The sequence below is a fragment of the Arthrobacter sp. RT-1 genome, assembly GCF_003367205.1.
Lineage (GTDB): Bacteria > Actinomycetota > Actinomycetes > Actinomycetales > Micrococcaceae > Arthrobacter.
This window is the reverse complement of sequence record NZ_QRGQ01000001.1, coordinates 21,334-34,306: the sequence shown is the minus strand read 5'-3', so window position 1 is coordinate 34,306 and position 12,973 is coordinate 21,334. Positions and strand designations below refer to the sequence as shown.

12 protein-coding genes are annotated in these 12,973 nt (G+C 63.3%); 2 read left to right on the top strand and 10 right to left on the bottom strand.

The annotated features are described in order from the left end of the window. Complete coding sequence (locus DXK94_RS00165) at nt 1-288, bottom strand: BatC protein (RefSeq protein ID WP_115523315.1); 288 nt, start codon at nt 286-288, stop codon at nt 1-3. A 579-nt stretch (nt 289-867) separates the two neighbouring features. On the opposite strand from DXK94_RS00165, the gene DXK94_RS21315 reads away from it, so the two are divergent. After that, a complete protein-coding gene (locus tag DXK94_RS21315) occupies nt 868-1,038 on the top strand; it encodes a hypothetical protein (protein WP_181884694.1) in 171 nt (56 codons plus the stop codon). Between the two features lie 29 nt (nt 1,039-1,067). Here the strand turns inward: DXK94_RS21315 and DXK94_RS00160 are convergent, their stop codons facing one another. The 9 genes from DXK94_RS00160 to DXK94_RS00115 all read right to left on the bottom strand — a co-directional run bounded on the left by DXK94_RS00160 (nt 1,068) and on the right by DXK94_RS00115 (nt 10,720). Beyond that, nucleotides 1,068-1,361, bottom strand: coding sequence for a DUF4259 domain-containing protein (locus tag DXK94_RS00160; RefSeq protein ID WP_115523314.1), 294 nt, complete (start codon nt 1,359-1,361; stop codon nt 1,068-1,070). Between the two features lie 238 nt (nt 1,362-1,599). After that, complete coding sequence (locus DXK94_RS00155; protein WP_258868376.1) at nt 1,600-2,541, bottom strand: glycoside hydrolase family 43 protein; 942 nt, start codon at nt 2,539-2,541, stop codon at nt 1,600-1,602. Between the two features lie 401 nt (nt 2,542-2,942). Beyond that, the gene (locus DXK94_RS21310; RefSeq protein ID WP_181884693.1) at nt 2,943-3,119 is read right to left on the bottom strand and encodes a hypothetical protein; all 177 of its coding nucleotides are present in this window, start codon (nt 3,117-3,119) and stop codon (nt 2,943-2,945) included. 689 nt (nt 3,120-3,808) lie between these two features. Further along, entirely contained in the window at nt 3,809-5,287 is a 1,479-nt protein-coding gene (locus DXK94_RS00140; protein WP_115523311.1) for a mannitol dehydrogenase family protein, read from the bottom strand. Between the two features lie 8 nt (nt 5,288-5,295). After that, complete coding sequence (locus tag DXK94_RS00135; RefSeq protein ID WP_115523310.1) at nt 5,296-6,300, bottom strand: carbohydrate kinase; 1,005 nt, start codon at nt 6,298-6,300, stop codon at nt 5,296-5,298. 59 nt (nt 6,301-6,359) lie between these two features. Beyond that, nucleotides 6,360-7,418 carry an NAD(P)-dependent alcohol dehydrogenase gene (locus DXK94_RS00130; RefSeq protein WP_115523309.1) on the bottom strand — a complete coding sequence of 353 codons (1,059 nt, stop codon included), beginning with the start codon at nt 7,416-7,418 and terminating at the stop codon, nt 6,360-6,362. A gap of 40 nt (nt 7,419-7,458) precedes the next feature. Beyond that, nucleotides 7,459-8,382: a carbohydrate ABC transporter permease gene (locus DXK94_RS00125; protein ID WP_115523308.1), complete on the bottom strand. Its 924-nt coding sequence runs from the start codon at nt 8,380-8,382 to the stop codon at nt 7,459-7,461. Next, nucleotides 8,379-9,347, bottom strand: a complete 969-nt coding sequence (locus DXK94_RS00120) for a carbohydrate ABC transporter permease (protein WP_115523307.1) — start codon at nt 9,345-9,347, stop codon at nt 8,379-8,381. Before DXK94_RS00120 ends, DXK94_RS00125 begins: the two co-directional genes overlap by 4 nt. 20 nt (nt 9,348-9,367) lie before the next feature. After that, nucleotides 9,368-10,720 carry a sugar ABC transporter substrate-binding protein gene (locus DXK94_RS00115; protein WP_115523306.1) on the bottom strand — a complete coding sequence of 451 codons (1,353 nt, stop codon included), beginning with the start codon at nt 10,718-10,720 and terminating at the stop codon, nt 9,368-9,370. A gap of 261 nt (nt 10,721-10,981) precedes the next feature. Between DXK94_RS00115 and DXK94_RS00110 the strand changes: the two genes are divergently transcribed. Next, nucleotides 10,982-11,917 (top strand): AraC family transcriptional regulator, encoded by a 936-nt coding sequence (locus DXK94_RS00110; RefSeq protein ID WP_258868375.1) that lies wholly within the window; start codon nt 10,982-10,984, stop codon nt 11,915-11,917. The last annotated feature ends 1,056 nt before the right edge of the window (nt 11,918-12,973 follow it).

Genomic DNA, 12,973 nt, shown 5'->3' with positions numbered 1-12,973 from the left:
TCAGATGCCCCGTTCTGCGGCTCCCCCATCGGCTCCGCCGTCGGCACCGCTGTCAGCTCCACCATCGGCACCGCTGTCAGCCCCGCCGTCGGCACCGCTGTCAGCCCCGCCGTCGGCACCGCTGTCAGCCCCGCCGTCGGCTCCGCTGTCAGCTCCCCCGTCGGCACCCCCGTCGGCACCGCTGTCAGCTCCTCCGTCGGCACCCCCATCATGCATGCCGGGGACGCCGGCCGCGCCACCGTCCGCGGGCCCTTCCTGCTGGTTTGGATCCTGCTCTGGACTGGTCATGCTTCCTCCCGAGAATCGAATCGCTAGAATCAGCTCCGTTACTGGCACCTGATTACCCAACCGGGCGATCCTTCATGGGCACCGCCCGTGATCACCCTAACGGCATGGGCCCGCCCTGGGGAACACCTTCTTTTACAACTCAGGTAGCTTCAGAACTGGGGTCCCCGCCGTGGTGGCCTTTGCCATTCCCACCCTGAAGCGTCATGGAGCCGCCCTGGATCTATGCCGGCGGGCAGCTGCAGCAGGACTCATGATCCCACTCTGGGCCAGGGGCATCCCCCGCCGCTCCCGCGTCTGAGTCTCAACCACGGGCCGGTCGTCCAGGTCCCTTGGCTCGGTTCGCTTTCGCCAAGTACACATAGGCTTGCGAACACACTCCTAAGCATGCTTATTATGGGTTCAGTCGAATGGGGATTTGGCTGTGAGGGGAGTCGAAAAGGTGCGCTCAGCGAACTGGGCGCACCTTTTTCGTGCCCTCACGCGTGTCAGCCGGCTACCGACCCCTGCTTGTGTAAATTCCGCTCTGATGCTGCGGAGTTGCGTCCGGGAATCTTGGCGGCACGGTCCTAGACTTTCGGCATGCACCCCTTAGTGGCAATCGGCCTGGTGTTCCTCGCCGCGATTGCCTGGACGGTCACCGTCCTGACCACGCTGATTGTTCTGGTCAAAGCCCGGCGCCGGCCGCCCGGCGAAGTCAGGCGCGCAGTCCATAGTGCGGAGGTCCAAAGCGTCGATGAAAGGGCGGCTTAGACGTAACCTGGTGCGCCGGCGCTGCGCCCCTACCGCAAGGCCGCGCGCAGCCTTTCGGAGAGGTCTTCGAGGGATTCGCGCCATTTTGGTTCGTCGGCGTCATCCCACAGCTCGGCCAGCTCGGATTCCTCCCCTGCCACCCGGCCTACCGCCTCCAGTGCCAGCTCCACGTCCTCGGCGGTGAGCTCGGCCCCGTGAGCGGTTACCCAGTCGGCAACGTTTTCCGGCAGGTCCCCTGACGCGTTGCCCTGGCAGGCTGCAATGATGTCGGCGGCGGCGACATTTTTGCTCTCGCATAACCCGATACTTGATCGAATATCCATTATCGGTATTCAAACAACGGCAGTAGAAGTAGCTGCGAGAATTTAGGGGTTGTAGGAAGTGGGTGCGGTTCCGGGTTTCGTTTCTGGTGCTGGTGGATCCGGGCTGACGCGCGAGTTACACGGCCCATGCTGGATGGCTGGGCGCGCACAAGCCAGAACCAGACATGCGATTAGGAACAGGGACCACGGAATCAGTCTTGGGAACCCTGGATCTTGGTTCAAGACTCACACGCATTCATCACAGGATACGGACCCGCGGCCCCTTGATCTCCACTTCGATGAGCTTGACACGTTCGTCAGGGGTGTTGTTTGGCCAGTGGAAGACCAGGTAGTCCTGTCCTTTGGCGGTACGGAGGATCATGCCGTGGCCGCCGTTGCTGGTCCACAGGGGCCGGTCGTGCTGAAGCCAGGGCCCCGTAATGGATCCACTTTCGGATTCGGCGACGCCCATCGCGTATCCGGCCTCGCCGTGGCTCGACCACAGCATCAGCAGCGAGCCCTCGGGCGATCGGATGAGAAATGGACCGTCGGTGAACAAGGGGTCCTTGGCAAGGTTCAGGCCCGCTGGTGGTTCGACCCCCTTCGGGAACTGCAGTGGCCTGCTCCAGGCTGCCGATGAAGCTGCGAACAACAGGATTGGCTCACCGATGCCAGCTTTCAGGTCCTGTGTCAGGCGGAGCGCGTACATCTCGCCGTCAGAGATCCCTGGCTTGTCAGCTGTCCCCTCCGCGCCGCGGCTGTAGACCAACCAGGGGGCAGAGTCCTCAGCAATGAAGAGTGTTCCGTCGAGGCTTGGCTCAGACGCCGACGTCACGGGTCCATCGCTCCACGGCTCGTAAGGGCCTGTGGGGTGGTCCGCGACCAGGACTGAGACTCCGCGGGGGCGTGCGCCGGTGGCGGTGGCAAATGTGGCAAACATGAAGAACCGCCCGTTAAGGGAGTGGACTTCCGGCGCCCAGTACTGGGTGTCCGCCCAGAAGCCTTGCGGAGGGCGGAACGCGGCAATGGGGCCGTTCCAGCGCTCGAGATCATCGCTGATGTAGCAGTCGAAACCGGTCGCGGGGCCTCCCCAGACGTTCTTGTCGGTCGTCCCGAAAAGGACGAACTCACCTGGAGACGGCTCCAGGATGAACGGATCACGCATCCGAATGTCCTCAAGGCGGAGTTGTTCAACGGGCATTTGCGTTCCCTTCGTCGGCTTGGCGGCTCACCGCGTCCGGGCACCCGGCCGGCGTGCACCGGACACCAGTCTTGCCGTCTTCGGCAACCGTTTGGAGCACCACTTTCGCCCAATGGAAACTTTCGCCAACGGAGCCGGGCCAGCGAAGCGTGCCCGAGCAGGCCATGCGCACCTCCCCCAGTGGCGGCCCCTCCCCGATGTTTAGGGGCCAGCGCTTAGGTGCTTCCTGGAAGCACCAGATTCCTCGTAAGCGTGAACATTTCGGGCAGTACTCCCGTCTCATGAATACCCGCGCATGCCGGCTTAAGTCCGCTAGCGGAAGTGGCTGTGAGAGCTCCCGTTCAAAGCAGTGTGGCTGCTTTCCTAACTTCGGGTTTGGGGTTTGCATGAGGAAGGGGCGGCTAAAGCTTGGTGATGGAGGTCCTCAGGTAGAGGTTCTGGAGTTGGAGCTGTTCCTCCAATGAACGGATGCTTTTGAGGCGGGCTCTGGTGTGTTCCGTGAGGACCAGGCCGAGGAATACGGCCATTGCAGCGTTCGTCAGGAAGTATCCGTAGCTCCCGGGTAGCGCCGCAGCCACGTAAACAGTGCTTCCAGCGGAGATCAGGATGATTGATGGAACAGCGTGGAGTGCTCTTTCCAGGCCGCGCCGCCGCTCGAACAGTTCCGTTGTCCAGTCACTGAATAGACTGGCAAGGGGAAGAGTCCCTGTCTGGACGGCATACCGCAAACAGCGCATTTGGTCTTCCGACAGCGCAGAGGCAGGCTTCAAAATCGGTGAGGGAACCAGAACGAAAAGGAACAATCCGCAGAAGAGTGGCAGGTTCCCCCAGAGCAGATCCCAGTACACAGTTCCGGGCCGCGCATCTGCCTGCCACGCCAGCCACAGGGGAATCAGGAACACGTTGAGGAAGACGAGAGCCGGCAACAACCGGCGTCGGCACTCCGGCCACATACCGGTTGTCACTCGTCACCATCATGGTCTCGCGGCGCCGAACTAAGGCACACGCCTTCCCAGTCGCCGTACATTTTGCGGCCCTGCCCGGCATACGAGAGTAACCAGACCATTCTTGAGTCGGGCGACTTAGCGTCGATTTTTGCTTTGTCGACGTGCCCGTCGGGGTATTTGACGTCCACGTCGTCGCCGACGCGAAGTCCCGACCGATTTTGGGTGGCATACTGCGCCTCAAGATGGGACCGACTGCTTCTCGTGTGGCTCATTGTTGCCCACTTCCTCGTCGACCGGCAGGAACGCCTGGTGTCTTCGGGTTAGGGCTGAGAGGTAAGAGATTCAAGGGTGGCCCTGGCCCCGGCCTTGTGGAGTGTGTTCAGCGCTTCGGTGTAGGCCTGGACGAACAGCTGGTTGTCGATCAGGTCTCCAAAGATTTGGCGGTTGGAGATGAACGCCAGGGGCTCCTTGCGCTGGCGGGCAGCCGCTGCCATCAGCGGTTCTTTGAGCCGGTCGACGACGTCGATGCTGTTTCCCTGCTCGTCAACACCTTCGGCGTATCGGGCCCAGCTGGCCACTATCGCGGCCGAGCGGTGTATGTCCCCGCCCCGTTCCAGGTTTGTGTTGATCACAGGCAGCAGCCATTTGGGGATGCGGTCGGAACTTTCGGCGCACAGACGGGCGAGGGTGTCCCGAATGTGCTCATTGGAGAAGCGGTCAATAAGGGTTTGCTTGTAGCTGTCGAGGTCTATTCCCGGCACGGGCTCCAGGGTCGGGGTTGCTTCCTTGTACATGTAGTCCAGCAGGAAGCGGGCAAACAACGGGTCTTGGGCAGCTTCGTGGGCGTAGGTGTAGCCGGCGAGGTGGCCGAAGTAGCACATGCCTTGGTGGCTGGCGTTGAGCAGGCGGAGTTTCATGAGCTCGTAGGGTTCTACGTCGGCAACGAGTTGGACACCGGCATCCTCCAACGGGGGCCGGCCGAGACTGAAATGGTCCTCGAGGACCCATTGTTCGAACGGTTCGCAGACGACCGGCCAGGCGTCCTCGACACCATATTCGAGTGATGCGGCTTGCCGGTCCTCGCCGGTGGTGGCGGGGGTGATGCGGTCAACCATGCTGTTGGGGAATGGGACATTTTGCCGTACCCACGCGCCAAGTTCCGGGTCTTTGAGGGCAGCAAAGGCGGTGAACATCTCGCGGGCAACGTTGCCGTTGCCCTGGATGTTGTCGCAGGACATCACGGTGAAGGGGGCAAGTCCACGCTGCCTTCGGCGGGCGAGGGCTGCTGTGATGAGACCGAAAGTCGTCCGGGGCGTGGCTCCCGGTTGAAGGTCATGGACCACGTCGGGGTTGTCCGCGTCGAATTCTCCGGTGACGTGGTGGAAGTTGTAGCCGCCTTCGGTCACGGTCAGCGAAACGATGCGGATGGCGGGCGAGGCCATCTTCTCAATCACTGCTTCCGGGTCGTCCGGGGCGAAGAGGTAGTTGATGATGGAGCCAATGATCCTGCCATGTCTGATGCCGTCGGCGTGCTTCACGGTGAGGGTGTAAAGGCAGTCCTGGCTGTCCATGACCTTCTTCATGTGAGCGTCGCCGGGCAGGACCCCTACTCCGCAGATGGCCCAGTCCAGAGCTTTTCCGGCATTCATGAGCCGGTCCAGGTACATGGCCTGATGCGCGCGGTGAAAGCCGCCGACTCCGAAGTGGACGATGCCCCCTGTCAGTTGTGACCTGTTGTATGCAGGTTGGCTGACCGGGCCGGGAACATCGGGCAGGGTGTAGTTTTTCAGGGATGGCATGGGTGCGCCTACGCTTCGAGGAAGGGCGATGGGATTGCCAGCGGGCCGAGCTCGGCCGGTCCCGGTGGGTTGGCGCCCGCCCGGGAGCAGGTGATGCCGGCTGCTTTGTTCGCGTGGCGGGCCAGGGCATGGAGCTCGTCCTGGCTAATCCTGTGGAGTCGCTCCCGGCCAGCTGCGCCAAGTGCGTCCAGCTGCGCCAGCCCGGAGATCAGTGCGGCCATGAAGGAGTCTCCTGCTCCGACGGTGTCCGCTACGGTGACCGTTTCGCCGGGGATGTCCACCCTTCCGGACCGGCTGAGGAGGACGGGTCCGTTGGCGCCGCGGGTCAATGCCACCAAGGCGGGGCCCAGAGCCAGCCATGCGTTCATTGATTCCTCCAGGGTCCTGTCGGGGTAAAGCCAGAGCAGGTCCTCGTCGCTGGCCTTGACGATGTCGCTGGCGGCAACAAAGTCCTCTGCCTGCTCCCTGGCGGCTGCTTTGTCCGGGCTGATTGCCGGCCTGCAGTTGGGGTCGAAGCTGATGGTGGCGTGATGGCGGGCACCGTCGAGCAGGCCCATCACCGATTTGCTGCCCGGATGCAGAACCGTGGCGATGGATCCGGTGTGGACGTGCAGGGAGCTTTCCGCCGCTGCCAGGGCCGGGATGGAGGCCCCGTTGATGTCCCAGCTGATGGCGAAGGTGTACCGGGCGGCTCCAGTGTCATCTAAAGTCGCCACAGCTGTTGAGGTGGGTTGGGATCCCCCGACGATGGTCTCGACAGCGTTGTTCTCGAGGTGCCGGGCGATCAACTGGCCGTACGGGTCCTCGGCGAAGTGGGTGACGAGTTTGGTGTGCAGGCCCAGCCGGGCGCAGCCGACGGCCACATTCAGCGGGCTGCCGCCCGGGTGCGTCTTTCGTCCTGTGCTCCCTTGGCGGGGGTCTTCGATGATGTCGACGAGTGCTTCCCCGATGACAGTGACCAGGGCTTTGCTGTCGGAGAGATTCGGTCCGGTGCCGGTCCCTTGTGATGACATGGCTGCTTCCTCGCAGGTCGGTGCTTGATGTGGCTGGGTACTGCTTGCGGGCTGCCGGTTCAGCGGCCCGGGTAGACGACGGCTTTGAGCTGGCCGGGCTGCTTGCCTGCCTTCAGTGCCTCCTCCGACTCGGACAGTCTGAACTTGCCGGTGACAAGGATGTCGAGGTCCACCTTCCCGTCGGCGATCAGCTGGATGGCCAGCGGCCAGGTGTTGGTGTAGCGGAAGACCCCGGAGAGCCAGATCTCCCGGTTCTGGATGAACGAGACGGGAAGTTCGACGTCGTCCGCGCCCAGACCGACGAGGATAACCCTCCCGGCAGGGGCTACGGCCTTGATGCCGGAGCGGACTGCCTGCGGTGCGCCGGATGCGTCGATGAACGCGTCGACGTCGAGCCCTTCCACCGTGTCGGTCCTGGCGTTGAGTGCGTGGGTGGCGCCGTGTTCCAGGGCGAAGGCGAGGCGGTCTTCGGCGATGTCACTGATGTAGATTTCGGTGGCGCCGAAGGCCCGTGCGGCCTGGGCGGCGATGATGCCGATGGGCCCGGCGCCGGCAATCAGGACCCTGCCGCCGGGCCTGATCTCCGCCCGCTCGCAGGCCCACAGGCCCACGGAGAGCGGTTCGATCAGGGCGGCGGCTTCGTCGCTGACGCTGTCCGGTATGTCGTAGGCGAAGTCGGACTGGATGGTGACGTATTCGGCGAAGGCGCCGTCGATCGGCGGGGTGGCGTAGAACTCGATGTCCGGGCAGAGGTTGTAGCGGCCGGCCTTGCACTGCTTGCACTTCCGGCAGGGGCGCTGGGGTTCGACGGCGACGCGCTTGCCGGTGCGGGCGGGGTCCACGGCGCTGCCGACGGCGGCGATCCGGCCGGAGAGTTCGTGGCCCAGGATCAGCGGGTGGTCCACCACGTAGGGGCCGATCCGGCCGTGCTCGTAGTAGTGGACGTCGCTGCCGCAGACACCGACGGCGGCAACCTGCACCAGGACCTGGTCGGCGTCGAGCTGCGGGAGGGGCAGGGTTTCCATGGCCATGTCGCCTTGGCTCTTGAGGATATTGGCGCGCATGGTGGCGGGCAGTCCGGAACCGGTGGCAGGTGATTGTGCGGTTGTTGTTGTCATCGAAGTTGTTCCTTGAACGAGTGTGATGGGGACCGGAGGGTTATTTCACGGCGCCGAGGGACAGACCCTGGACCAGCTTGTCCTGGGCGGCGAAGCCAGCGAACAGCACCGGCAGGGAGATCACGACGGCGGCCGCGCAGACCTGGGCGAGGAAGAGGCCCTGGCCGGAGACGAAGCCGGTGAGGAACACAGGGGCGGTGCCTGCCACGACGCCGGTGAGGACGCGGGCCAAAAGCAGTTCGTTCCAGCTGAAGATGAAGCAGATCAGGGCGGTCGCGGCGATGCCGGGCATCGCCACGGGGGCGATGATCTTGCGCAGGATGAGCAGCAGGTTGGCGCCGTCGATCTGGGCTGCTTCGAGCATTTCCTCGGGCACTTCGGCGAGGAAGGAGCGCATCATCCAGACGGCGATGGGCAGGTTCATGGACGTGTACATCAGGATCAGGAACCAGATGTTGTCCAAAGCCCCGACGGTCCGTGCGAAGAGGTACAGCGGCAGGATCGCTGCCACGACGGGCATCATCTTGGTGGAGAGGAAGAAAAACATCACGTCGGTCCACTTCTTCACCGGCCGGATGGACAGCGCATAGGCGGCGGGGAAGGCCAGGAGCAGCACCAGGACCGTGGACAGGATCGAGGCGGTGGCGGAGTTGATCAGGGACGGCCACGGGCTGACGCCGGATGTTTCGCCGAAGAACTCCCGGTACGCGTCCAGGGTCAGGTTCGCGGCGATCGAGGGAGGGTTCGTTGCCGCGTCGGTCTCGGAGTGGAACGAGGTCAGGAGCATCCACAGGACCGGGACGGCGAAGAGCAGGGCGAGCAGCCAGGCGGCGATGCCGGCGGCGGTGTTGTTGCGGGTGGGGTCCATGCGTGCTTTGCCGCGACGACGAGGAGTGCGGCCGGCGTTCAGCGCGGTGGGGCCGGGAGGTGTGCTCTGTGGTGCAGCGGGGGTGAGGGTTCTCATCGTGCTGCCTCCTTCTTGAAGAGTGAAAAGACGGTGCGGAGGGCGAAGGTCGCCACGATGATGGTGCCGATGACTACGACGACGCCGGCGGCGGATGCCAGGCCGTATTCGTTGGCGAAGTAGAACGTCTGGTAGATGGCGTAGGGCAGGTTAGCTGTGCCCAGTCCGCCTGCTGTCAGGGTGAAGACGGCGTCGAAGTTCTGCACGATGTAGATGGCGCCCAGCAGTCCGCCGAGTTCCAGGTACTGGCGCAGGTGGGGCAGCGTGAGGTGGCGGAAGATCCCCCAGGGGGTGGCGCCGTCCATCTGGGCGGCCTCGACGGTGTCCATGGGGCGGGACTGCAGGCCGGCCAGCAGGATGAGCATCATGAACGGCGTCCACTGCCACACCAGGGAGAGGATCACGGCCATCATGGGTGCCTGTGAGAGCAGGTCCAGTTGCGGCGCCGGGGCGCTGCCGAAGAGGGACCATACCCAGGTAAGGACGCCGTTGATCAGCCCGTATGTGGGGTTGAGCAGGGCGTGCTTCCAGATCAGGGCCGCTGCCACGGGAACCACCAGGAACGGGGCGATCAGCAGGGTCCGGGCCAGGCCTCGGCCGATGAACTTCTTGTCCAGCAGCAGGGCCAGTCCCAGGCCGATGAGCAGGCTGATCAGCACCACGGACACGGTGAGGAGGATGGTGGTGAAGATCGCCTGGCGCAGGTCAGGGTCGGTAAGGACGGTGACGTAGTTTTCCAGGCCGGCGAAGGCTGTTTTGTCCGGGCTGAGGCTGTTCCAGTTCGTGAACGAGATGACCAGCGTCACCACGAACGGAAGCTGGGTGACCAGGATGAGGAAGACCAGGGCCGGGAGCAGCGGTGCACGCCGTGCCCAGGCCAGGGCTCGTTCGCGCGACTTGGCGTCTCGTGAAGGTTTGGCTGCATTGTGTCCCGTGCGGGAGATGCGCGCCGTTGCGGTAGTCATGATGTTCTCCTGCGTTTCGGTTAGGGCTGCTTGTACTTGTTGCCGACCTTTTGGGCGGCTTCCTGGCCCTTGGCCAGCGCGTCAGCCACAGTGCCTTGGCCGGCGATGGCGGAGCTGACGCCTTGGGAGACGTTGGTGCCCAGGGCAGCGAATTCGGGGATGCCGACAAACTGAATGCCGACGGCGGGGCGTTCCTGCGCACCGGGGTTCTTCGGGTCGGCGTTCTCGATGGCGAAGCGTTCAGCTTCAAAGAACGGGGCGGCCTTCTGGAACTCGGCGTTTTCGTAGGTGGAGATTCGCTTGCCGGAGGGGACCTTGGCCCAGCCAAGCTCGGAGGCGACGAGTTCCTCGTAGTCCTTGGAGCTGGCCCAGGCGATGAACTTTTCGGCAGCGTCCTGTTTCTTGGACGCGGCCTGCATGGCCCAGGACCAGGTCCACAGCCAGCCGGAAGAGGCGGTTTCCTTCACCGGTGCCTGGGCGTAGCCGATCTTGCCCTTCACCGGGGAATCTTCGGCTTCCAAGGCGCCGGCGGCGGAGGTCGCGTCGTACCACATGGCCACGTTGCCCTGGCTCATGTTGTTCAGGCACTCGGTGAACCCGGCTTGCGCGGCTCCTGCTTCGCCGTGTTCGCGGACCAGTTTGGTGTAAAACTCCACGGCTTCGGTGAATTCGGGGCTGTTGACCTGGGCGTTCCAGTCTTTGTCGAACCAGGTCCCACCGAAGGTGTTCACGACGGTTGTGAGCGGTGCGAAGACCTGGCCCCAGCCGGGCTGGCCGCGCAGGCAGATGCCCTTCATGCCCGGTTCCGCCCCATCAACCTTTGCGGCGATGTCTGCAACTTCGTCCCAGGTCGGCTTCGCCGACAGGGTCAGACCCTCGGCCTCCAGGATGTCCTTGCGGTACATCAGGAACGAAGACTCCCCGTAGAACGGCTCGCCGTAGAGCTTGCCGTCCTCACCGGTGAGGGATGCCGTGTAGGCGGGCAAGATGTCGTTTTGGTCAAACTCAGGGTCCTGGGCAACATCATCCAGCGGGGCCAGCCAGCCGTTGGCGGAATAGAACGGGATCTCGTAGTTGGACAGTGAAGCGACGTCGTACTGGCCGGCCTGGCTAGAGAACTCCTGGCTGATCTTGGCCCGCACATCGTTCTCGGGCAGGATCGTGTAATTGACCCTGATCCCGGTTTCCCTGGTGAAGTTCTCTGCCGTAAGCCGCTGCAGATCCTCCATCTGGGGATTGTTCACCATCAGGACACTGATGCTGTTCCGGTCTCCGGCGGAATTGCCACCGCCGGCACCTGCACAGGCCGAGGCACTCAAGACTATGCAGAGGGCTCCGGCGGACAGGACGGCAGCGCGCGTTTTCAGGCGCATTAAGGACTCCTTTGTTCTTCAGGAAGATGCAGGACCGGGCCACGTCGACTGCTGCGTCCACGTGCTCCGGCGGGGGCGTGGTCTCTCATCGAATCCGATGTGCCGCGCTGATGTTCCTCAAGATTAGGTGTGCGGGATACATCACAACTAGCGCCGTGGTTGCCAATTTCTGATACTTATTTTCCGGCGGTCATCCAGCGGCACGCGCTACTCTGGGGTAGGACGCCTCAACCGTCGTCCACATTTCATAGAAACCAACGGATGGAGTACCGGATGGTCCCCACGGACACCGCGGGTGAAGCGACCGCCCGGCTGGCGGAACGGCTGTTGGGGATGAGGGCCAACCGGGAAGTTATTCCGCCTGACCCCAACCACTCGGTCCGATGGCACCAGCACAGCTATCCCAGCCCGGTGGCGCGTTGGAACTACCACCCCGAGTACGAGATCCACCTCATCCGGAAGGGCACCGGAAAGTTCATCGTGGGTGACCACATCGGCACCTTCGAGGCTGGCCACGTATCCCTCGTGGGATCAGGGCTGCCGCACGACTGGGTCAGCGACCTTGAGCCCGGCGAAGTGCTCGAGAACCGGGACGCCGTCATCCAGTTCGACGGTAAGTGGGTTGAGCAGGCGGCCGCCCTGGTTCCGGAGCTGGCCGAGGTGAAGCCGCTGCTGGAGCAGTCTGCGCGGGGAATCGAGTTCCTCGGCGAATCGGCACGGCAGGCGGCTGTAGCCATCGAGGCGATGGGGGCCGTCACCGGGCTGGACCGGCTCCAGCATCTGTTCGCGCTATTCGCGATCCTCACCAGGGCGCCGCTGGAGGACCGGCGCTACCTGGCCGAGGAATGGTTCAGGCCGCAGCTGGACGGCCAGGCCGCCGCCGTCGTCGACCTCGTTTTGGAGTATGTGTTCAGCAACCACGCCGGCAGTGTCACGTTGTCCGAGGCCGCGGCCCTGGTGGGCATGCCGGAACCCACGTTCTCAAAATACTTCAAACGCGCCACCGGCCAGAACTTCAGCGACCTGGTCCGCAAGCTGCGCCTGGCCCACGCACGGCGCCTGCTGGAACGCAGTGATAAAGCGATCTCCGACATCTGCTACGAAGTGGGGTTTTCCAACCTGTCCAACTTCAACAGGCATTTCCTCAACGACGCCGGCGAAACACCGCGCCAGTTTCGGCAGCGCGTCCAGAATTGAGGACTGGCAAGGCCAGCACCGTGGTGCCGATGGTCCTGTCCTAAGACCCAAATTGCACACGAGCCCGCGAGCTCGTCCATAGGACACATCCAAACCCGACGTCAAGCCGGCACCTGGGTCATCTCTGACATCAGGCTAAGAAGGCTCTTGATCGGTGCTGCGACCAGAAGTAGACGCAGGTAGCGAACAGTTACATCGAACTTCATGGTCCCTGGGCGGCTCCCCTGCGCCATCAGGGCTTCATTCCATGGTGATCCAGATTCTCTTCCAGGCCCGCCGTCACAAAGAGACTCCATAAAGCAGACGTAAGCGTGGAGAACGTCCACACCCTATTAGGCAGGACAAAACGTCCAGCCGCATGTCCCGTAACGTCTTCGAGGAGCCCTCCAAGAAGAACCTCGTACAAAGTCGGCGACGTCATGTTGTGTCCTCCCCCTAAGACCATGAATAGGTGTCGGCCACCACGGACCAACCCGACAGCACTGGAAAGAGGACCGCGCAAATTCAGTCACAGCATGACGGAGGGCCCACCAGCCAGGGTCCTGTCCCCGCCACCCCACACACCTGAACAGGCTCAGCGGCAGCCAGGCCACAGCCGGCAAATCTAGCGTCAGAGGGACGCCACCACTAGCCATGTCAACACGTTAAAGCAAAAACCCCTCTGTCGAGGGGATATGCCGTGCCCGAGGTGGGACTCGAACTGTCTTCCGGGCCTTGCAAAGACTGGGAGCCCGCGGAAACACAGGGAATCCGAAGCAGTCCGGCGGCTTTACGGGCTACTCCGAGGCCAGGAGTGTGGACATTGTCCACACTCCTTTACCCCCGAGCTGATGCTTGGGAACGCCACCTTTGAATTACTCTCCAAGGCCATCCGACTTCACCAGTTGTTAATAGACGTTGCCGTTGACCCGACTAGACGAACCCGTCCGGGACCTCGGTGTGACCGAATCCAGGCAGATCCGCGAACCACTCCACTGGGGCGATGCAGCGTTGGTGACGGCCGGGGCAGCTCCGGCTCCTTTCCATATCGTCAAGCTCGTCCGAGTGAAGCGGACA

What these genes read in the sequence shown, in the direction of transcription:
- DXK94_RS00165 (WP_115523315.1), bottom strand. Translation starts at nt 288, where the DNA reads ATGACCAGTCCAGAGCAGGATCCAAACCAGCAGGAAGGGCCCGCGGAC.
- DXK94_RS21315 (WP_181884694.1), top strand. Translation starts at nt 868, where the DNA reads ATGCACCCCTTAGTGGCAATCGGCCTGGTGTTCCTCGCCGCGATTGCC.
- DXK94_RS00160 (WP_115523314.1), bottom strand. Translation starts at nt 1,361, where the DNA reads ATGGATATTCGATCAAGTATCGGGTTATGCGAGAGCAAAAATGTCGCC.
- DXK94_RS00155 (WP_258868376.1), bottom strand. Translation starts at nt 2,541, where the DNA reads ATGCCCGTTGAACAACTCCGCCTTGAGGACATTCGGATGCGTGATCCG.
- DXK94_RS00140 (WP_115523311.1), bottom strand. Translation starts at nt 5,287, where the DNA reads ATGCCATCCCTGAAAAACTACACCCTGCCCGATGTTCCCGGCCCGGTC.
- DXK94_RS00135 (WP_115523310.1), bottom strand. Translation starts at nt 6,300, where the DNA reads ATGTCATCACAAGGGACCGGCACCGGACCGAATCTCTCCGACAGCAAA.
- DXK94_RS00130 (WP_115523309.1), bottom strand. Translation starts at nt 7,418, where the DNA reads ATGACAACAACAACCGCACAATCACCTGCCACCGGTTCCGGACTGCCC.
- DXK94_RS00125 (WP_115523308.1), bottom strand. Translation starts at nt 8,382, where the DNA reads ATGAGAACCCTCACCCCCGCTGCACCACAGAGCACACCTCCCGGCCCC.
- DXK94_RS00120 (WP_115523307.1), bottom strand. Translation starts at nt 9,347, where the DNA reads ATGACTACCGCAACGGCGCGCATCTCCCGCACGGGACACAATGCAGCC.
- DXK94_RS00115 (WP_115523306.1), bottom strand. Translation starts at nt 10,720, where the DNA reads ATGCGCCTGAAAACGCGCGCTGCCGTCCTGTCCGCCGGAGCCCTCTGC.
- DXK94_RS00110 (WP_258868375.1), top strand. Translation starts at nt 10,982, where the DNA reads ATGGAGTACCGGATGGTCCCCACGGACACCGCGGGTGAAGCGACCGCC.